Source organism: Paraburkholderia lebeckiae, from assembly GCF_050436225.1.
GTDB lineage: Bacteria > Pseudomonadota > Gammaproteobacteria > Burkholderiales > Burkholderiaceae > Paraburkholderia > Paraburkholderia tuberum.
Genome location: NZ_JBNDLU010000001.1, coordinates 1,120,100 through 1,140,136, shown reverse-complemented (window position 1 = coordinate 1,140,136; position 20,037 = coordinate 1,120,100). Strand labels below are relative to the sequence as shown.

17 protein-coding genes and 1 pseudogene are annotated in these 20,037 nt (G+C 65.2%); 8 read left to right on the top strand and 10 right to left on the bottom strand.

Features of this window, described 5'->3' with window-relative positions; genetic code table 11:
* Nucleotides 1–89 precede the first annotated feature (89 nt).
* Nucleotides 90–962, top strand: a complete 873-nt coding sequence (locus OKW45_RS05400) for an alpha/beta hydrolase (protein WP_429466431.1) — start codon at nucleotides 90–92, stop codon at nucleotides 960–962.
* Between the two features lie 57 nt (nucleotides 963–1,019).
* Here OKW45_RS05400 and OKW45_RS05395 read toward each other — a convergent pair whose 3' ends face one another.
* Nucleotides 1,020–2,114, bottom strand: coding sequence for an AI-2E family transporter (locus OKW45_RS05395; RefSeq protein WP_429466429.1), 1,095 nt, complete (start codon nucleotides 2,112–2,114; stop codon nucleotides 1,020–1,022).
* A 342-nt stretch (nucleotides 2,115–2,456) separates the two neighbouring features.
* On the opposite strand from OKW45_RS05395, the gene OKW45_RS05390 reads away from it, so the two are divergent.
* Together OKW45_RS05390 and OKW45_RS05385 are read left to right on the top strand one after the other, a co-directional pair.
* The gene (locus tag OKW45_RS05390; RefSeq protein WP_013091570.1) at nucleotides 2,457–2,744 is read left to right on the top strand and encodes a DUF3331 domain-containing protein; all 288 of its coding nucleotides are present in this window, start codon (nucleotides 2,457–2,459) and stop codon (nucleotides 2,742–2,744) included.
* A gap of 284 nt (nucleotides 2,745–3,028) precedes the next feature.
* Nucleotides 3,029–5,614, top strand: a complete 2,586-nt coding sequence (locus OKW45_RS05385; RefSeq protein WP_429466428.1) for an adenosylcobalamin-dependent ribonucleoside-diphosphate reductase — start codon at nucleotides 3,029–3,031, stop codon at nucleotides 5,612–5,614.
* A 58-nt stretch (nucleotides 5,615–5,672) separates the two neighbouring features.
* Here OKW45_RS05385 and OKW45_RS05380 read toward each other — a convergent pair whose 3' ends face one another.
* From OKW45_RS05380 to OKW45_RS05360, 5 genes and pseudogenes are all read right to left on the bottom strand, one after another.
* Nucleotides 5,673–6,629, bottom strand: coding sequence for a dimethyl sulfoxide reductase anchor subunit family protein (locus tag OKW45_RS05380; protein WP_429466426.1), 957 nt, complete (start codon nucleotides 6,627–6,629; stop codon nucleotides 5,673–5,675).
* A 19-nt stretch (nucleotides 6,630–6,648) separates the two neighbouring features.
* Complete coding sequence (locus OKW45_RS05375; protein WP_429466424.1) at nucleotides 6,649–7,419, bottom strand: 4Fe-4S dicluster domain-containing protein; 771 nt, start codon at nucleotides 7,417–7,419, stop codon at nucleotides 6,649–6,651.
* 21 nt (nucleotides 7,420–7,440) lie between these two features.
* Nucleotides 7,441–10,392 (bottom strand): molybdopterin-dependent oxidoreductase, encoded by a 2,952-nt coding sequence (locus tag OKW45_RS05370; protein ID WP_429466422.1) that lies wholly within the window; start codon nucleotides 10,390–10,392, stop codon nucleotides 7,441–7,443.
* A gap of 220 nt (nucleotides 10,393–10,612) precedes the next feature.
* Nucleotides 10,613–10,972 (bottom strand): annotated as a pseudogene (locus OKW45_RS05365) (Ldh family oxidoreductase); the annotation flags it as partial.
* Nucleotides 10,973–10,982: 10 nt separating this feature from the next.
* Nucleotides 10,983–11,324 (bottom strand): UxaA family hydrolase, encoded by a 342-nt coding sequence (locus OKW45_RS05360; protein WP_018420865.1) that lies wholly within the window; start codon nucleotides 11,322–11,324, stop codon nucleotides 10,983–10,985.
* A gap of 269 nt (nucleotides 11,325–11,593) precedes the next feature.
* Between OKW45_RS05360 and OKW45_RS05355 the strand changes: the two genes are divergently transcribed.
* Both OKW45_RS05355 and OKW45_RS05350 read left to right on the top strand, forming a co-directional pair.
* On the top strand, nucleotides 11,594–12,352 hold the full coding sequence (locus tag OKW45_RS05355; protein WP_429466420.1) for a GntR family transcriptional regulator: 759 nt from the start codon (nucleotides 11,594–11,596) through the stop codon (nucleotides 12,350–12,352).
* A 123-nt stretch (nucleotides 12,353–12,475) separates the two neighbouring features.
* Nucleotides 12,476–13,954: a sensor domain-containing diguanylate cyclase gene (locus OKW45_RS05350; protein ID WP_429466418.1), complete on the top strand. Its 1,479-nt coding sequence runs from the start codon at nucleotides 12,476–12,478 to the stop codon at nucleotides 13,952–13,954.
* Between the two features lie 46 nt (nucleotides 13,955–14,000).
* Here the strand turns inward: OKW45_RS05350 and OKW45_RS05345 are convergent, their stop codons facing one another.
* The 3 genes from OKW45_RS05345 to OKW45_RS05335 form a co-directional block, all read right to left on the bottom strand.
* Nucleotides 14,001–14,303 (bottom strand): putative quinol monooxygenase, encoded by a 303-nt coding sequence (locus OKW45_RS05345; RefSeq protein ID WP_018420862.1) that lies wholly within the window; start codon nucleotides 14,301–14,303, stop codon nucleotides 14,001–14,003.
* A 119-nt stretch (nucleotides 14,304–14,422) separates the two neighbouring features.
* Nucleotides 14,423–15,823 carry a heavy metal sensor histidine kinase gene (locus OKW45_RS05340; protein ID WP_429466416.1) on the bottom strand — a complete coding sequence of 467 codons (1,401 nt, stop codon included), beginning with the start codon at nucleotides 15,821–15,823 and terminating at the stop codon, nucleotides 14,423–14,425.
* The gene (locus tag OKW45_RS05335; protein ID WP_018420860.1) at nucleotides 15,820–16,491 is read right to left on the bottom strand and encodes a heavy metal response regulator transcription factor; all 672 of its coding nucleotides are present in this window, start codon (nucleotides 16,489–16,491) and stop codon (nucleotides 15,820–15,822) included. Before OKW45_RS05335 ends, OKW45_RS05340 begins: the two co-directional genes overlap by 4 nt.
* Before the next feature lie 232 nt (nucleotides 16,492–16,723).
* Here OKW45_RS05335 and OKW45_RS05330 point away from each other — a divergent pair, with 232 nt between their 5' ends.
* Genes OKW45_RS05330 through OKW45_RS05320 form a run of 3 tightly spaced genes read left to right on the top strand, consistent with a single transcriptional unit; the run spans nucleotide 16,724 to nucleotide 18,862 of the window.
* Nucleotides 16,724–17,365 carry a hypothetical protein gene (locus tag OKW45_RS05330; RefSeq protein WP_429466415.1) on the top strand — a complete coding sequence of 214 codons (642 nt, stop codon included), beginning with the start codon at nucleotides 16,724–16,726 and terminating at the stop codon, nucleotides 17,363–17,365.
* Between the two features lie 43 nt (nucleotides 17,366–17,408).
* A complete protein-coding gene (locus tag OKW45_RS05325) occupies nucleotides 17,409–18,059 on the top strand; it encodes a cytochrome b/b6 domain-containing protein (protein WP_429466413.1) in 651 nt (216 codons plus the stop codon).
* The gene (locus OKW45_RS05320) at nucleotides 18,056–18,862 is read left to right on the top strand and encodes a molybdopterin-dependent oxidoreductase (protein ID WP_429466411.1); all 807 of its coding nucleotides are present in this window, start codon (nucleotides 18,056–18,058) and stop codon (nucleotides 18,860–18,862) included. Before OKW45_RS05325 ends, OKW45_RS05320 begins: the two co-directional genes overlap by 4 nt.
* Here OKW45_RS05320 and OKW45_RS05315 read toward each other — a convergent pair.
* Entirely contained in the window at nucleotides 18,859–19,827 is a 969-nt protein-coding gene (locus tag OKW45_RS05315) for an AraC family transcriptional regulator (RefSeq protein ID WP_429466409.1), read from the bottom strand. The genes OKW45_RS05320 and OKW45_RS05315 overlap by 4 nt on opposite strands.
* Nucleotides 19,828–20,037: the final 210 nt, after the last annotated feature.

Sequence of the window (20,037 nt, the reverse complement as noted above, 5' to 3'; positions counted from 1 at the left end):
TGCGCCGCTTTCCATCTCAAATCTCGCGCCAATGCTGATAGCATGACGGCCGCGCGCGAGTCCCGCGCCCGCCGTCCTTCCCTACTGACATGCGTCGATTCCTCAGTTTCGTCCTCGCACTGCTTGCTTTCGCCGTCGGCGCGCCCGCGTTCGCGAGCACGGTCGCGAGCCGCAGCTTCCGTTCCGATGCGCTCGGCCGCGACTGGAACTACACGATCTACCTCCCAGGCGGCTATCGCGCGGACGGTCCGCGCCTGCCGGTGCTCTACCTGCTGCACGGCAATAACGGCGACGCCAACGACTGGCTCACGCAAGGTCATTTGCAGAACGCCGCGGACGCGCTGATCGAGCACAAGGAGATTGCCCCGGTCGTCATCGTGATGCCGCAAGGCGGCACGGACTGGTACGTCGACCGCAAGGAAAAGATGGAGAGCGCGTTCTTCGACGATCTGCTGCCGGAGATCGAAACGCACTACGCGGTCGCGACGCAGCGCGGAGGCCGGATGATCGGCGGCGTGTCGATGGGCGGCTTCGGCGCGCTGCGCTACGCGCTGACGCGGCCCGAGATGTTTTGCGGCGCGCTGCTGCTCAGCCCGGCGATCTACGCGAACGAGCCGCCGCGAGCGTCGGCGGCGCGGCGGGTCGGCGTGTTCGGCGAGCGCCAGTTCGATCCGCGCGTGTGGCACGAGCTCAACTATCCGGCGCAGTGGGACCGCTACATGAGCCAGGCGTATCGCCTGCCGATGTTCATCGCATCCGGCGACGACGACCTCGACATCCAGGCCGACGCGTCGCTGCTGTACACGCATCTGCGGCTAGCGGGCAATCCGGCGGCGTTGCGCATCATCGACGGCGGCCACACGTGGGACGTGTGGAGCGCGCTGTTGCCCGCCGCGCTCAAATACACGCTCGGCTGCGTGAAGCCGCCGGCGCAGGAGCATCCGTCGAATCAGCGCCCTTGAGCCGGCGCGGCACGCGAGGCGCACGGCCGCCCAGCCCCGAGTCCCTCGACACCCGCGCTACTCCACGAGATCGGTCCACAGCACCATCAACACCGTCATCAACGCGGGGCCGATGAAAATCCCCAGCAGCCCGAACGTCTCCGCGCCGCCGAGAATGCCGAACAGCACGAGCAGAAACGGCAGGCGCGTCGAGCTGCCGATCAGCACCGGACGCACGAAGTGCTCGGCGACGAACACGACGACCGCGCCGAATACCAGCAGCCCGGCCGCCGCGACCATCGAGCCCTGCATGAGCAGCCACAGTGCCGCAAGACCGAACACGATCGGCGCGCAGAACGGCAGCATCGCGGCGATCGCCGTGACGAAGCCGAGCAGCGCCGCATGCGGCATCCCGGTCACGAAGTAGGCGACGCCAAGCAACAGGCCTTCGCCGACGCCGACCACGATCAACCCCGACACGGTGCCGCGCACCGCGGTACCCATATGCGCGACGAGGTCCGCGCCGCTATCGCCGAAACCGCGTCGCGCGGCCTTCAGCAGCGAGCCGGACAGCCGCGGCCCCGCCTGAAAAATCACGAACAGCGTGACCAGCATGAACGCGAACACCATTGCCGCATGCGCGGCGCGCGCGCCGAAATGCCGGCCGAGCGTCATCACCGTATTGCTGTGCAAGCCTTTCATCGCGGCCGAGTCGCGCAGCGGCTGAGCAAGATTGGCCTGCCACCACGAAGTGATCTGCTGCGCGCCGAACGGCAGACGGTTGATGAAGTCCGGCAGCGCGATGCCGTTCTCCTGCACGCTGCGGAACCAGTCGTTCAGTTCGTGCGCCTCGTGCAGCGCCTGGGCGATGCCGAGCCCGACCGGCAGCAGCACGAGCACGGCGATCACCAGCGTGAAGACCGTCGCGAGCAAGGTCGCGCGCCCCTTGAACCAGTGGCTGCCCGCCACCTTGTGCAGCAGCGGCCACAGCGCAATCGCGACGACCCCGGCCCACGCCACCACCACGATGAAATCGCGCACCACCCACAATGCGAGCAGCGCGAGCCCGATATAGAGCACGACCGATGCCGCCTTCTGCTTTTTCAGGCGCTCGGCGGCGACTGACGACGCTTCGGGAGAGTTGGGAGGGACTGCGGGAGGGCGTGGAATCATGTGAACTCTTTGTTTTTGAACGGTGCGCGCGCGAGCCGACCTGAAAAATTCAAACCCGCTACACTGACGGCTCAGTTCGCGGCCCGACATTCGACATCTTAAAGGAAGCGTTGCCGCTCCTTTCCGGGCCGCCTCCTCGTCGCGCCACAGGCAACACAGCGTTGCAAAAATGGGCACTATTAAAAGATCACATAAAAACCCGCCTGCAACGCCTGTCTTTTCGGCGAATCGCAAATGTCAAGTCTGTTTATTGCTAATTCCGGAACGGTGTTTCAACGGTGACACAATAGCTATCCGGCGCGCGTGGGACTAAATTCGGCACTCCACAACACGGAGCCGATGATGACCCTGGAGTCCATCCCCCTCGACGGTAGCAATGGCGTACGCATCGAAATTCTCGAGAGCTCCGACACGACGCTGGTGATCCGCTGGGTCGAGCCGGGCCGCTGCCACTACGGTGAGCAGCGCTGGCGCCGTCGCTCGGCGCATTCTTCCGGCACCTGCGCGGTGTCGCGCCGCAAGATCCGTCGCGGTGACCCGGTGTTCAAGCCGGCCGAGCGCCCGGCGCCGTCGAATGCGTCCGCGATGATCTGCGCGGAAATCCTCGAACCGCTGCTTGAAGCGGCCTGACGCACGGAACGTTCCCGAGTCCCGCGAACGAAGCGCGGGTTTCAACCCGTTGTTCCCGGGTCGATCTCCCTACTGTCCACGTGCCCTTAGCGACCGCGCGCCCAGCGGCCGCGGAATCGCAAAATGCGGCGCCGCGCCCGCCCCGCTGCCGGTTGCCGCCCGGCGCCTCGTGCGTTAAGGTGGACTCGTTGCGCCCGCCCGACCGCCGGCCTCGCTATCCGGCGCCGGCGGCGCGCCTTCCACCACCGCGCCGCGCCCGCCGCGACGCCGTTTGAGGGCCGATCATGGCAGAAGACACGCCGCAAACCCGCGCGGCCAACGCCGCTTCCACGCCTCCCGCCTCCTCCGCTCCTCCCGCTTTGCTGATCCCGCCGCAGCAGTTCTCTCTCGACGTGCTGCTCGAAAAGTATGCGAAAGGCGACGAGCAATCGGCCGACGATGTATATCGCCGCGTCGCGCGCGGCGTCGTCGAGGCCGAGCCGCCCGAGTTGCGCGCGTCGGTCGAGGAACAGTTCGTCGACAACATGCGCCACGGCGCGCTCGGCGCGGGCCGCATCATGAGCGCGGCGGGCAGCGGCATCGCCGCGACGCTGATCAACTGCTTCGTGCAGCCGGTTGGCGATTCGATCCAGGGTGTCGATGAACAGGGCTTGCCCGGCATCTACGTGGCCCTGCTGCAGGCGGCCGAAACGATGCGGCGCGGCGGCGGCGTCGGCTACAACTTCTCCGCGATCAGGCCGAAGGGCGCGCGCGTTCACACCACGAGTTCGGCCGCCTCGGGTCCGTGCAGCTACATGGACGTGTTCGACGCGTCGTGCCGTACCGTCGAAAGCGCGGGCTCGCGGCGCGGCGCGCAGATGGCGGTGCTCGACTGCGACCACCCCGACCTGCTCGAATTCATCGAGGCCAAGCATTCGAAGGGACGCTGGAACAACTTCAACGTGTCGGTCGGCGTCACCGACGAGTTCATGCGCGCGGTCGAAAACGACGAGCCGTGGCAACTGGTCCATCGCGCCGAGCCGTCGCCGGCGCTGCGCGCGGCCGGCGACGTGCGACAGCGCGAAGACGGCCGGTGGGTCTACAGCGAACACCGGGCGCGCGCGATCTGGGACCGCATCATGCGCTCGACGTACGACGTCGCCGAGCCCGGCATCGTGTTCATCTCGCGGATGAACGAGGACAACAATCTGCGCGCCGTCGAAACGATCCGCGCGACCAATCCGTGCGGCGAGCAGCCGCTGCCCGCGTACGGCTGCTGCAACCTGGGTCCGCTCAATCTGACGCGCTTCGTCGTCGATCCGTTTGCGCAGTTGCAGGCCCGCCAGCCCTCGTTCGACTGGGACGGCCTCGCGCGGCGCACCCGCACGCAGGTGCGTTTTCTCGACGACGTGCTCGATGTCACGCTGTGGCCGCTGCCGCAGCAATACGACGAGTCGCGCGCGAAGCGGCGCATCGGCGTCGGCTTCACCGGCCTCGGCGATACGCTCGTGATGATGGGCCTGCGCTACAACTCGCAGGAAGGCCGCGATTTCGCGGTGCGCATCGCGCGGCTGATGCGTGACGAGGCGTATCGCGCGTCGGTCGAGCTCGCGAAGGAGCGCGGCGCGTTCGAGCTGTTCGACGCCGCGCGCTATCTGGAAGCCGGCACGTTCGCGTCGCGCCTGCCCGATGACATTCAGCAGGCGATCCGCCGCGACGGCATTCGCAACAGCCACCTGCTGTCGATCGCGCCGACCGGCACCGTGAGCCTCGCGTTCGCCGACAACGCGTCGAACGGCATCGAGCCGGCGTTCTCGTGGACTTATACGCGCATGAAAGTGATGGCCGACGGCGGCCGCGAATCGTTCGACGTCGAGGACTACGCGTACCGGCTCTATCGCGAGCTCGGCGGCGACGTGAGCCGGCTACCCGACTATTTCGTCAGCGCGCTGCAGATGTCGGCGCGCGATCATCTCGACATGATGGCGGCCGTCCAGCCGTACGTCGACACGTCGATCTCGAAGACCGTCAACGTGCCAGCCGACTATCCGTTCGACGCGTTCGAAAACCTCTACTTCGATGCATGGAAAAGCGGGCTGAAGGGCCTTGCCACCTATCGCCCGAACGACACGCTCGGCGCGGTGTTGAGCGTGACGCCCGCGCAGGCCGACGACACGCTCGCCGAGATGGACCAGGACCCGCTGCGTATCGCGATCGATCATCGGCCCAGAGGCGAGTTGCCGGCGATCATCGAGAAGGTCGAGTATCTGACCCAGGCGGGCAAGAAGTCGCTGTATGTCGCGGCGTCCTTCATCGAGGTGACGGGGCGGCTCGGCGGCGAGGACGTCACGATCGAGCGGCCGATCGAGTTCTTCATTCCGACCGGTCAGCGCGACGAGTCGCAGCAGTGGATCACCGCGACGATGCGTTCGCTGTCGCTGGCCGCGCGCGGCGGCTTCGTTGCGCGCAATCTGCAGGATATGCGCAAGGTGTCATGGGATCGCGGACAGGTGCGGCTTGGCGACGTGCAGCGTCTCGACGGTCATCGCGCGCCGCGCTGGCACGATTCCGAAGTGGCGGCGCTCGCGTTCGCGATCCAGCAAATCCTGTATCGACGCGGCTTTCTCGACGCCGAGGGCAATCAGGTCGCGTCGCGGATGCTCGCGCGTTTGCCGCGCGGGCACATGAAAACCGACATGGCGCTGTCCGCCGATTTCGGCATCCGTCCGAATCCAGCGGATAGCGCCGACACCTTGCTGCAGCCGAACGGCACGCAAGGTCTGCACACGATGCTCGGACGCAAATGCGGTTCGTGCGGCGCGAATGCGGTGATTCGCAAGGACGGCTGCGATTTTTGCACCGCGTGTGGGGAAGTGGGGGCGTGCGGGTAGTATGAGGCGACGAGCGCGCTGACACCCTAGGCCGAACGCGCTCATTGAAGGCGATGCCTCACCCCACCCTCGCGTAGTAAAGATTCTGCGGATGCTTCGCCTCCGCAAAGAAAAACCAGCGCTCCGCCACGAGCCCCGCATACTGCACGAGACAAGCCGCGGCCAGCAAGCCGAACGAGCCGCCAGGCGAACGCAGCCCCGCGCCCAGCACGATCAACACGACCGGCACGACGAACGCACCCGCGAGAAAGCCCCATTTGACGCCACGCAACGTCCGCGCCGATTTGCCGTGAAAGAACTCGCGCAAATTGAACGCACCGGCGGTGAAGCCTCGTGACACCTGCACGAGCTTCGGATTGCGAATGCCCGTCGCGCTCTGCACCGTCGATTTCGGCCGCAAGCGCGCATTGCGCATGAGCGACGCGTAGCGGCTCGCGCATCCGGCGAGCGTCAGCAGGCACGCGCAGATCGCCAGTCCCGCCGTCAGCGCGGGCGCGAACCATGCGCTCAGTGCGGTCGCGAGCGTCAAGCCCGATGCGCAGCCGAGCAGCACGAAGTTCACCAGCGTCAGCGGCGTCGCCCACTCCTGCAGAAAGCGCAGGCACGCATAGATCATCGCGGTGCAGACGAACAGCGCGGCGCTCGCGAGCACGCCGAGCCAGCCGAGCGCGAGCGACCACGGCGAGCCGAGCCAGTGCGCGACGCCATACAGGCACGCGCACGCCAGAAACGCCGGCAGGCACAGACATTCGCGCGACAGCCACGAGGTGCGCCACATCGCGATCGCGCGCCACGCGCGTTCCGGATGGCCCAGATGGAAGAACGACGCGATCAGACCAAGACCGCCCAGCAGCACCGCCAGCGCCGCGCCGCTCACGTAGAACGCGGTGGTCGCGGCGGGTTGCGCAACGACGCCCAGGCACGCCGCACTCTCGACGCCGACGAGCGCGATCAACAGCCCCTGCGCCGCGCCGCTCAGCGTGGTCAGGAAGACTACGGAAAAAGCCGGATTCATCGTGTGGCCTCGTTGTCGTTCAAATGCGCGTCGCGATCGACGCGAGATGCATTTCGCCATGCGCGAGCTGCCCCTCGAGCTGTGAGTCGGGCGAGCCCGACGTGTGCATGGCATCGCCGGTGGTCGTTCCTGACGATTTGCACGAGCACCCGTCGCCGCCGCAACTCGCGGACGCGATCGGCACGCGCGGCAAATAGTGATTCGCTGGACGCGTGCCCCACTCCGGCATCAACTGATAGCCGCCGCGCTCGCGGATCGCTTGCGACACCTCCGACTCCGGATCGTGTATATCGCCGAACAGCCGCGCGGATGTCGGACATGCGAGCACGCAGGCCGGCTTGCGATCGCGCTCGGACAGATGCTCGTCATGAATGCGATCGACGCACAGCGTGCACTTGGTCATCTCCTTGCGCGCTTCGTCGAGTTCGCGCGCGCCGTACGGGCACGCCCACGCGCAATACTTGCAACCGATGCAGCGATCGAAATCGACCAGCACGAGACCGTCTTCCTTGCGCTTGTAGCTCGCGCCCGTGGGACACACCGGCACGCACGGCGGGTCCTCGCAATGCAGGCACGACTTCGGGAAATGGATCATCTCCGTGTCCGGGAAGCTGCCCGCTTCGAAACTCTGCACGCGGTTGAAGAACGTGCCGGACGGGTCCGCGTCGTACGGATTGAAATCGGCGAGGCTGCCCGATTCGCCTGACGTGTTCCACTCCTTGCAGCTCGTCACGCACGCCTGGCATCCCACGCATACGTTCAGATCGATTACCAGCGCCATCTGGGTCATTGCAAGCTCCTTGCCGTGGCTTCAACTATCGTCGCCGTTATGTTCGGCGCGGCGCAACGTCCCGCGCAGGCGAGCCGCGAATTCTCCGCGTCCCGCGAAATAGGTCTGGACGATGCGCGACACGACACTCTTCTGCGCAACCGCGCCGGGCAATTCGGGCATCGCCTCGAACTGCGGCAGCGTGTGCCGCGCGTCGGCTTCGGCCGGATAGATGCGCACGCGCACGTCGTACCAGGCGGCCTGGCCCGTCACCGGGTCGGAGTTCGACATGCGCGCGGGTGCGTCGTCGCGGCCCGGCAGCTCGTCGGTGATCAGGTGATTGAGCAGGAAGCCGCGCTGCGACTCGTTCGCGTCGGGACCGAGATTCCATGCGCCCGCCGCTTTGCCGATCGCGTTCCACGTCCATACGGTGCCCGGTTCGACGGTCTCGCTGTAGCGCGCCATACAGCGCACCCGGCCCCATTGCGATTCGACGTAGATCCAGCTGCCGTCGGCGATGCCGTTCCCGCTCGCCGTTTCCGGATTCACATAAAGGTAGTTTTCCCCATGAATCTGCCGCAGCCACGCGTTCTGCGAATCCCACGAGTGATACATCGCCATCGGCCGCTGGGTGACCGCGGCGAGCGGGAATCGCGCGAGGTCCGTCGCCGCGCTTTCGAGCGGTGCGTACCAGAACGGCAGCGGATCGAAGTACCTGTCGACGCGCGCGCGCAGATGGTCGGGCGGCTGCCGGCCGCTCGTGCGTCCTTGCGCGGCGAGCCTGAACTTCTGCATCACGTCCGAGTAAAGCTGGATCAGAATCGGTTCGCTGAATTTTCGGAAACCGTTTTTGACCGCCCAGTCGAGATACGGTCCGTTGCAGTTGCGCATGTACTGCAAGGTCTCGGGCAAGCGGTAATGGAATACGCAGTTGTTCTTCGCGTACTGCTCCCATTGATTCGGATTCGGCTCGCCGACGAGCGCCTTGTCGCCATCCTTGCCGCGCCAGCCGATCAGAAAGCCGACGCCGGAACCGGGTGACGTCGTGTGATTGACGATGAAGTCCGGATAGTCGCGAAAGCGCCGGCCGCCATCCGCATTGGTGAACGCCGGAAACCTCAGGCGCGACGCCAGTTCGATCAGCACTTCCTGGAACGGCTTGCATTCGCCGGTCGGCGGCACGACCGGTACACGCACCGAATCGACGGGACCGTCGAACTCGGAGATCGGCCGGTCGAGCATCGACATCGCGTCGTAACGTTCGAGGTAAGTCGTGTCCGGCAGGATCAGATCGGCGAACGCGGTCATCTCGGACTGGAACGCGTCGCACACGACGAGAAACGGAATCTTGTAGTCGCCGTTCGCGTGTTTGTCGGCGAGCATCTCGCGCACCTTCATCGTGTTCATCGACGAATTCCACGCCATGTTGGCCATGAAAATCATCAGCGTGTCGATGGGATACGGATCGCCGCGCCACGCGTTGGTGATCACGCTGTGCATGACGCCGTGCACCGCGAGCGGATATTCCCACGAGAACGCCCGGTCGATGCGCACCGGACCGCCGTGTTCGTCGATGAACAGATCCTCGGGCGCGGCGGGCCAGCCTAGCGGGCCCGTCGCAAGCGGTGTATTGGGCTTCACCGCGGCGGGGCTGTTCGGTGGTTTCGCCGATGGCGGCACCGCGCGCGGAAACGGCGACTTGTGACGAAAGCCGCCGGGGCGGTCGATCGTGCCCAGCAGCGACATCAGCACGGCGAGCGCGCGGATCGACTGAAAGCCGTTCGAATGCGCGGCGAGCCCACGCATCGCGTGAAAAGCGACCGGGTTGCCCGTGACCGTCTCGTGTGTTTCGCCCCACGCGTCGGTCCAGCGGATCGGCAGCGTGATGCGGTGGCGGCGGCCCGTCTCGATCATCTCGCCGGCCAGCCGCCTGATCGTATCGGCGGAGATCCCAGTGACCTGCGCCGCCCATTCGGGCGTGCACTCGGCGACGCGCTCGCGCAGCAATGCGAACGATGGCGTGACCGGCTTGCCGTTGTCGAGCGTGTAACGGCCATCGAGGGCCGGCGTCACGCCGCTCGCATGATGCGGCACCGCGCGCTGGGTGGCCGGGTCCCACCACAGATGGTTCTGCGGAAACAGCGGATTGCCTTCGGCCCGTTCGGGATCGCGCACGAACAAACCGAAGTTTTCGCTCGCTTCGTCGAGATCGATCAGCTCCGCCGCGTTCGTGTAGCGCTGCACGAACTCGTGATCCCACGCGTCGGCGGCGATCAACTCGTGCAGGAACGCCATGAACAGCGCGCCGTCGGTGCCGGGCTTGATCGGCACCCATTCGTCCGCGATCGCCGCATAGCCGGTGCGAATCGGATTGATCGCGATGAAGCGGCCGCCCGCGCGCTTGAACTTCGAGATCGCGATCTTCAGCGGATTCGAATGATGATCTTCCGCGGTGCCGATCATGAAGAACAGCTTCGCGCTGTCGAGATCCGGTCCGCCGAATTCCCAGAACGAACCGCCGATCGTATAGATCATGCCGGCCGCCATGTTCGACGAGCAAAAGCCGCCGTGCGCCGCATAGTTCGGCGTACCGAACTGTTTGGCGAACAGGCCGGTCAGCGCCTGCATCTGGTCGCGGCCCGTGAACAGCGCGAACTTCTTCGGATCGGTCGAGCGAATCGCGGCGAGACGCTTTTCGAGCACGTCGAACGCGGTGTCCCACGAGACCGGCTCGAACTGCGCGCTGCCGCGCTGCGCGCCGGCCTTGCGCATCAAAGGCTGCGTAAGGCGCGCGGGCGAGTACTGCTTCATGATGCCGGAGGCACCCTTCGCGCAGATGACGCCCTGATTGAGCGGATGCTCCGGATTGCCGTCGATATAGCGCACCTCGCCGTCGCGCAGATGCACGCGGATGCCGCAGCGGCACGCGCACATGTAGCAGGTGGTGGTCTTGACATCGAGCCGTTCGTTCTGCGTGCGGGCGTGGTGCTCCATGGCCATCTCCGTCGTTGCTTCTGGTGGGCCGAAGCGCGCGTCATACGCGCTGCTCATACGATACCGGCCATCGTATTCGCACCTGCCTCACAAGGGAAATCGCGATTTGCGAGCAAAACTATCTGGCGCACCGATAGTTTCGGTTTCGCTTTCAGCTATGCGCTTTTTTCGACGGCGTGTCCAGTCGGGTGAGATCGGTTGGGTGCGCTGGGACGCTCGTTTAAGCGCGGCCCTCCAGTTGCGCGATCAGCGCATCCGGAATGTCGACGCCCTCCTCGTATGCCGCCTGCGCAAGCTGCTCCCGGCGATAACCGGGCAGGCGCACGTCGTCATCCATCAGCATCATCTCGATCAGCGCCTCGACACGCGACAGATACGCGTCGTCGCCAGCCAGCGCGCCCGGGTCGATCGCCCAGAACAGATGGCCGATGCGCGAGCGCTCGCCCTCCTCGGTCAGGAACGAGCCCGCTTCGTAGCCGAAGTTCGCGCCGCTCAGCGCGGCGGCCAGCAGTTCGACCACCAGCGCCAGCATCGCGCCTTTCGCGCCGCCGAACGGCAGCATCATGCCGTCGAGCGCGGCGCTGCTGTGCCTACCAGCGCTTCGTCTTGATGTTGTGCACGTGGGCGTGCTCGCCGGCCTTGATCGGCGCGACCACCTTGCCGATGTCGACACCGTACTTGAACACCGTGTCGCCAACGGCCATGTCCTTCAGCGCGACCTTGTGACCGATCGGAATGTCCTGCTTCGCCGGCACGGTGACGATTTCGTCGTCGTCCATGATCCATGCGTTGAGCAGCGTGCCCGCCTTGATGCCCTCGACCACCGCCACGCCGACCGTGTCTTTCGCCTCGTGCAGCACGATATGGATCGTTCTGCGCGGCGCCGACGCGCCCGCTGCGGTGTCGTTGATGTCTGCCGTGGGATTGCTCATGAGCGTCTCCATTCGTAGTTTGAATGCGGTGAGGGTGCCGCCGGGGCGGCGCAGCCAGGTGCGCCGCGGTGAATCGATATTAGGCGGCGACTTACCCAATGTCAACTAGGTCATATATATGTGTTAGACGACTGGGCGAGAACCGGGCCGTTGTCGCGATTCACCGACAACATACGATTCATCCAGATGTATTAGATGACCTGGTCGTTTAGAATCAGGGCAGGTTCAACCCCGGCGAGCGGCCCGACTCGCGTATCCCAGAGGTTTTCATGAGCACGCTCGCGATCAATGCGCCCGCAGTGGGAGGCACACGGTACAAGGAGGTCAAAAGCGCGATTCTCGCGGCGCTCGCGGCCGGCGAATGGAAGGGCGGCGAATGCATTCCTTCGGAAAAGCGCCTCGCAGAACGCTTCGGCGTGTCGATCGGCACGCTGCGCAAAGCCATCGACGAACTGTGCGCCGAGAACATTCTGATCCGTCATCAAGGGCTCGGCACGTTCGTGGCGATGCATCAGCGCGACCGGCACTTCTTCCGCTTCTTTCGCATCGTGCGGCGCGACGGCGACAAGGCCTACCCGGTCGTCACGCTGATCGGGTTCAGGAAGGCGCGTGCCTCGCGCGAGGCGGCCGCCGCGCTCGGCATCGACACCGGCGCGCGCATTCTGCAGTTCGTCAACGGGCTCGCGCTGCACGGCAAGACCGTGCTGATCGAACATATCACCGTGCCCGAAGCGCTGTTTCCCGGCTTGACGGAAAGCAAGCTGCGCAACCGGCCGAACACGCTGTACAACTTCTATCAGGACGGTTTCGGCATCAACGTGGTCGAGACCGATGAGCATGTGAGCGTTGCTCTCGCCAATGAGCTCGAAAGCACACAACTAGGCGTCGAAGTCGGCGCGCCGCTGCTCGAGATCCGGCGCATCGCGTACTCGTATCACCGCAGGGCGGTCGAACTGCGCATTTCGCGGCTCAATACCGAGGAGTACGAGTACATCGGCACGCGCGCGGCGCGCGACGATCAGAAATAGCGGACCTCGGTCGCTGCCTGCGCTTCTCATCACATCTGCGCAAAAACGACAGGCCAATCGTCTTTCATTTTCGGCCGGCGCCAACCTGTCTAAAATAGCCGCACTTCCGCCTCCGAGAAACTCATGCTGGATACCCTCACGAGCGGCTCCGCGCCCATCAACGACGACTCCGGGATGTTCGACCTCGCGCCCGTGTCGCTGTGGCTCGAAGATTTCAGCGGCGTGCGCGCATTGTTCGACGCGTGGCGAGCCGCCGGCGTGACCGATCTGCGCGCCCATTTCGCCGAAGACCCGCGCCGCGTCACCGAATGCGCTCATCGCATCCGCGTAATCAAGGTCAATCGCCAGACGCTCACGCAATTCGAGGCCGCCGATTTCGACACGCTGACGAGCAATCTCGCCTCGGTGTTCCGCGACGACATGCTGAAAACGCACCTCGAAGAGCTGTGCCAGCTATGGGCCGGACAGTCGAACTTCACGAGCCACACGGTCAACTACACGCTCGGTGGACGGCGCCTCGACGTACTGCTGAAAGGCGCGGTGCTGCCCGGTCACGAGGAACGCTGGGACCGCGTGCTGGTGTCGACCGAAGACATCACCGAGCTCGAAGGCGCGCGGCGCCGCGTCGCGCAAGCGGAGGAATACGCGCGCGGGCTCTTCGAGCATTCGCCGGTATCGCTGTGGGTCGAGGATTTCAGCGCCGTCAAACGCCTGCTCGACGGCGCGCGCGCGGCCGGCATCAACGATTTCCGCGTGTTTACCGACGTCCATCCCGAGTTCGTCGAACGCTGCATGGCTGAAATCCATGTGCTCGACGTCAACCATCACACGCTCGGGATGTTCGGCGCGAAGGACAAGAAAACGCTGCTCGCGCGCCTCGCCGACGTGTTCCGCGACGACATGCGTCCGCATTTCCGCGAGCAGTTGATCGAACTGTGGGACAACAAGCTGTTCCAGCAGCGCGAGGTGCTCAACTATTCACTCGACGGCAACGAGGTGCACGTACACCTGCAATTCTCGGTGCTGCCAGGCCACGAACAGGACTGGGACCTCGTACTCGTCGCGCTGACCGACATCACCGCGCGCAAGAAGGCCGAGGCCTACCTCGAATTCCTCGGCAAGCACGACGTCTTGACCAAGCTGCGCAACCGCTCGTTCTACGTCGACGAGCTGAACCGGCTCGAACGCAAGGGACCGTGGCCCGTGACGATCATCATGGCCGACCTGAACGGCCTGAAGCGCGTGAACGATCAGCTCGGTCACGCGGCCGGCGACGCGCTGCTGCGGCGTGCCGGCGAAGTGCTCGCGAAGGCGATGGAATCGCCGTTCCACGCGGCGCGCATCGGCGGCGACGAGTTCGCGATCCTGATGCCCGATACCGACGAGCGCGGCGGCGCGGCGATGATCGACGCGATCCGCCAGCTCGTCGAGATGAACAACCAGTTCTATGCGGGCTCGCCGCTGAGCTTCTCGATGGGCGCGGCAACCTGCCAGCGCGGCGATCGGCTGGAAGCGGGCGTGCAGCGCGCCGACCTGCTGATGTACGAGGAAAAGCGCGCGCACTACGGGGCGCAGCCGGGGGCGGACGCGGCGGCGAAGTAACGCTCGCCGGCGTCAGGCGTTCACCACGCCAACGCAACGCTCAACCTCAGCCCGGCAGCCTGGCCGCCAGCACATCCACCTTGACGATGCTCGGTGGCGACGCGAACAGCTCGCCCGCCTTCTCCATCAACGCGGCCGCGACCTTGCCGGTCAGATGCGCGTCGCGGCCGGCTTCGTCGTCGAACGCGTCGAAAATGGCGTATGTCGACGGACCGAGCTTCAGACCGAACCACGCGGCGGTGGCCGGCTCCTGCTCGACGAGCGGCAGGGCGCCGAGCAGAAACGCCTCGACTTCCTTTTCCTTACCGGGCTTGGCTTCCAGACGGACATACAAAGCGAGCTTGACCATGATGCGACTCCTGGTGAGTTCGGCAGCGAACGGTCCTTTCAAAGCGCTTTGAAAAGTATAGGCGGCGTCGGCTGAGGCGGCGCCGGCTGAGGCGGCGCCGGACCTACCCCGCTAGCAAGTCACGCACCCGGAAAGCGCAGCTCGAAGCGCACGACGCCTGGCAGCGGACACACCACGCGCGCACTGCCGCCATGCAGGTGCATGATCGCCTTCACGATCGCGAGCCCGAGTCCGTTCGATTCGGTGAACGCGCTGCGCGCCGCGTCGCCGCGATAGAAGCGGTCGAACAGCCGGTCGAGTTGCACGGCGGGAATCGGCTCGCCCTCGTTTTCGACCGTCACCAGCGCGCCTGCTTCGTCCTGCGCGCCGCGCAGGCGCACGATCGTGTCGCCCGCGCCGTAACGCACGGCGTTGACGACCAGATTGTTGATGGCGCGGCGGCACAGCATCGGATTGGCAGACGCGACACCCGCCGCGTCGACTTCGAAACGCATCCCGCGTTCGTCGGCCAGGCCTTCGAAATAGTCGGCGATCCTGATGAGCTCGCCATGCAGATCGACCGGCTGCCGCTCAATCGACAACGCCGCATGATCCGCATGCGCGAGAAACAGGATGTTCTCCGCGATATGGCTCAGGCGATTCAACTCCTCGAGATTCGATTCGAGCAGTTGCTGATATTCGTCGGCTTCGCGCGGCTGGGCGAGCGCCACCTGGGTTTGACCGACCAGCGCGCCGACCGGCGTGCGAATCTCGTGCGCGAGATCGGCGGAAAACTGCTGCAGGCGTTGATAGCCGTCGGCGAGACGATCGAGCATCGCGTTGAACGCGTGTGTGAGTTGACGCAGTTCCACCGGCGCCGCTTCGTCGTCGAGCCGCACCGCCAGGTTCGTCGGACTGATTTGCGCGGCCCGCGTGGCGATCTCGCGAACCGGTCGCAGCGCGCGGCGCAGCACGCAGTAAGCGAGCAGCGTCGCGGCCAGCATGCCGGTCAGCGTCGCCAGCACGATGCGGTTGCGGTATTCGGCCAGCATGCGCATTTCGTGCGTCATCGGATGGCCTGCGATCACCTCGACTTCGGCGCCATCCTCGCGTGCTGTCGCGGTCGCAATCGCCCAATGCACCGGCACGCCGTCGGGCAGGCGCGTCTGACGCACGTCGGCGGCACGCGGGGGATTGCCCGCCGGGCCGGCCGGTAGCTCAGGCACCGCGAGCCTGCCCGGATTCACGTCGACGAACGGTGCTTCTCCCGGCCGCCGGAAGATCAATACGTCCTCTTCCGCGCCGAGCATCGTCTCGAACAGCAGCGGGCGCTTTTTTAATTCGCTAACCGAATAAAGGTCGTGCGCGATGCGGCTGAAATGCTCGACACGGCCGCTCAGCACGACGTCGGCGCGGCGTTGCAGCGAGACTTCGGCGGAATGATAGAAATACGCGCCGAGCGAGCCGATCACCGCGCAGGCGATCAGCGCGAACAGCAACGTGGTGCGCGCGATCAGCGAGCGTTCGCTCCAGAGTTTCATGCGCCGTCGCCAAACGTGTAGCCGATGCTGCGTACCGTGTGAATCAGCTTCTTCCCGAACGGGTGATCGACCTTTGCGCGCAAGCGCTTGATCGCCACGTCGACCACGTTGGTGTCGCTATCGAAGTTCATGTCCCACACTTCCGACGCGATCTGCGAGCGTGACAGCGCTTCGCCCTCGCGGCGCACCAGCAGATGCAGCAGCATGAACTCCTTGTTGGTCAGCGCAATGTCGACGCCCTCGCGCGTGACCCGGCGGCGCAACACATCGAGCTTGAGGTCGGCGACTTCGAACACGTCGCTCTCGCGGATTACGCCACGACGCAACAGCGTGCGAACGCGCAGCACCAGCTCGGTAAACGAAAACGGTTTGACCAGATAGTCGTCGGCGCCGAGTTCGAGACCGCGAATGCGGTCGCTGACCTGATCGCGCGCGGTCAGGAAAATCACCCGCAGATCGCGCCGCGCACGCAACGCCCGCATGATTTCCCAACCGTCGATGCCGGGCAGCATCACGTCGAGAACGATCAGTTCGTATTCATGCTCGAGCGCCAGATGCAGGCCGTCCGTGCCGGTGCGCGCGAGGTCGACCGCGTAGCCATTCTCGCGCAGGCCCTTCTTCAGATAGTCGCCGGTTTTCGGATCGTCTTCGATGACCAGAATGCTCATGATGCTCGCTGCTCCTCTCGCGCGATGCGACCGTAAAAGCCGCGCTCGCACGCGCAAAAAAGCCTGATGACAGCGCTCGAGAAGAACCGCAGCGCTCCCGGCGGCCATTCTACGTGGCCGCCCTCGACCCTTGATGACGTTTTTGTCATCCTCCCGTCACTCTGACGAGCCGATGCGACGGCTAGTCTGAACCCACCGTCCACCACGCTGCATCCCTTCCTGGAGTTGCCTCATGAAGACCCGCATGAAGATCGCCCGCGCACGAACGCTGCGTGCCCTCGCCGTTCCCGCGCTCGCCGCCGCGCTGTTCGCGACGACGTTCCCGGCTTCGGCCCAGACCGCCGCGCCGACCGGCGTGCGCGGCACGGTGACGTCGCTGTCGGGCGATCTGCTCAAAGTCCACACGCGCGACGGTCAGGACCTCGACGTGAAGCTCGCCGCCGACACGCCGATTCGCGGCGTCACGCTCGCCAACGTCAGCGACATCAAGCCGGACCGCTACGTCGGCACCGCCGCGATTCCGCAGCCCGACGGCACGTTGAAGGCGCTCGAAGTGCATGTGTTCCCGCCGAGCATGCGCGGTTCGGGCGAAGGTCATCGGCCGTGGGATCTCGGCGCGAACAGCACGATGACGAACGGCACGGTCGGCTCGCTCGTGGTCAGCAACGGCCGCACGATCACCGTCAAGTACAAGGATGGCGAGAAGAGGATCGTGATTCCGCAAGACGTGCCCATCGTCAGTCTGGAGCCGGGCAGCCGCGCGTTGCTCGCGCCCGGCACGAAGGTCGTGCTGTTCGCGCACAAGGACGCGGACGGCGCGATGGCGGCGAATTTCATTTCGGCCGGCGAGCATGGCGTGACGCCGCCGATGTAAAGCGGCCCGTCGTTCGTCTTCATCCCCCTCGTCTTTGAAGCCAATGCCCGACTCGCAAGCATTTCTGGTCGTTCATCCCCTCGTCGTTCGCGTGACGCACTGGATCAACGCGTTCGCGATGGCCTGCATGGTGATGAGCGGCTGGGCGATCTATAACGCGTCGCCGATCTTTCCGTTCCGGTTCCCCGTGTGGGCGACGGTCGGCGGATGGCTCGGCGGCTCGATCGCATGGCACTTCGCGGCGATGTGGCTGCTGTGTGCGAACGGCCTGCTGTATCTCGCGCATGGCGTCGCGAGCGGCCATTTGCGTCGCAAGCTGCTGCCGGTGCGTGCCCGCGAGCTGGCGCGCGATGCGGCGCTTGCGTTGCGCCTCAGATTGCCGCACGAAACCGGCAGGTACAACGCCGTGCAGCGCGCGTTGTATCTGCTGGTAGTGCTGCTCGGCGTGCTGCTGGTCGCATCGGGACTGTCGATCTGGAAGCCGGTGCAATTGTCGTGGCTAACCGCGCTGTTCGGCGGCTTCGATTTTGCGCGCCGCGTGCATTTCGTCGCGATGGCCGGCGTGGTCGGGTTTGTCGTCGTGCATCTGCTGCTGGTGCTGCTGGTGCCGCGCACGTTGCCGCCGATGTTCACCGGACGCGTCCGGCGCGGCGCGCAGCGCATCGATCACGCCTCCCAGAGGACTCGCGCATGAGCGCCCCGCAACGAACCGACACGGCGAACGATACGCGTGCCAATACAGAAGACGCGCGCCGCTCACGCATCGTGCTTGCCGAGCACCGGCCGCAAATCGAGCAGTTGCAACGCCGCTTGTTTCTGCGCTCGTCGCTATCGATCGGCGCGCTCGCGATGCTGTCCGGCTGCAACCTGCAGGACAACGATTCCGTCGACAAGGTGCTATGGGCGATGTCGCGCTGGAACGACCGCGTGCAGGCGTGGCTGTTCAATCGCAACAAACTCGCGCCGACCTGGTCGACGCGCGATATCACCGATCCGTTTCCGTTCAACGCGTTCTATCCCGAGTTCGACGCGCCCGATATCGACGGCTCGACCTATCGGCTCGAAGTATCGGGGCTCGTCGCGGATAAACGCCGCTGGAGTCTCGAGCAGCTGCGCAGGTTGCCGCAGGTCTCGCAGATCACGCGTCACGTTTGCATCGAAGGATGGAGCGCGATCGGACAATGGAGCGGCGTGCCGTTTCGCACGTTTCTCGAACTGATCGGTGCCGATCTGAGCGCGCGCTACGTCGGTTTCAAATGCGCGGACCGCTATTACTCGAGCCTCGACATGGCGACCGCGCTGCATCCGCAAACGCAATTGACGCTCGATTTCCGCAACGCGCCGCTGCCGGCCAGATACGGCTATCCGCTGAAGCTGCGCGTGCCGACCAAGCTCGGCTTCAAGAACCCGAAGCACATCGCCGCGATCTTCGTGACCAACACGAACCCGGGCGGCTACTGGGAAGATCAGGGCTACAACTGGTTCAGCGGGCTTTAGACCGCGGTCACATAACGCGGCACCGGCTTGTGCGCGCGCGGCGGCGGCGCATCGTGAGCGACGCGCATGCGCTTGACCTCGTCGATGGGACTCAGGCCGAACAGCCGCTTGAACTCGCGGCTGAACTGCGACGCACTTTCGTAACCGACCCGCACGGCGGCCGCGCCCGCATTCAAGCCATCCTGCACCATCAACAGACGCGCGTGATGCAGACGCGTGGTCTTCACGTACTGCATCGGCGAGGTCGCGGTGACCGCCTTGAATTGCGCATGAAACACCGCGAGGCTCATGCCGGCCTCGGCCGCGAGCGTATCGACATCGAGCGACGCGTGGTAGTCCGCATGAATGCGCCGCAGCGCTTTCGCGATGCGGCCAAAGTGATTCTGATGCGTGAGCGCCGCGCGAATCGCGCCGCCCTGCTCGCCGGTCAACACGCGATAACAGATTTCCCGGACGATGCCAGGCGCCAGGATTTGCGCGTCGAGCGGCGACGCGAGCGCCTCCAGCAGACGCTGCACCGCGCTGCTCAGTGCGGCATCGAGCGGCGTCGAATACATGCCGGCCGGTTCGTATTGCGCGAGGCCCTGGGTTTCGTTGAGCGCCATCAGCAGTTCGGCGACCATCGTCAGATCGACGCGCACCGACATGCCGAGAAACGGTTCCTGTTCGCTTGCCTCGGTCTCGCATTCGAACGGCAACGGCACCGACAGCACGAGGTACTGCTGCGCGTCGTACTGGAACACCTGATCGCCGAGATAGCCGCGCTTGCGCCCCTGACAGACGATCACGATGCTCGGCTCGTACATGACCGGCATGCGTGGCATCGGACGATTCGCGCGCAGCAGGCTGACGCCTTCGAGGCTCGAACGCGTCATGCCGGCATTCGGCGCGAGCAGGTTGAACAGTTCGAGCAAGCGGCGTTGCGCGGGGTCTTCCGGAATGGAACCGACAGCTTGAGTGGACATGACGATATGGCGACGGCCAAGAGAATAATGCTTGAAATTTAGCATCAAACAACCTGTCGCGCTGCCCCTCCAGAGTTTTAGGCAAACCTTCAAGACGATCAGGTATTCCACGGGCGGCGCCGGACTCCTAACATGGGAACCCTGCCGGATCGCCTTTTTCGACGCGCGCAGCGTGCGCGGTCATCGACCGCCATGCGCCGACAGCTTGCC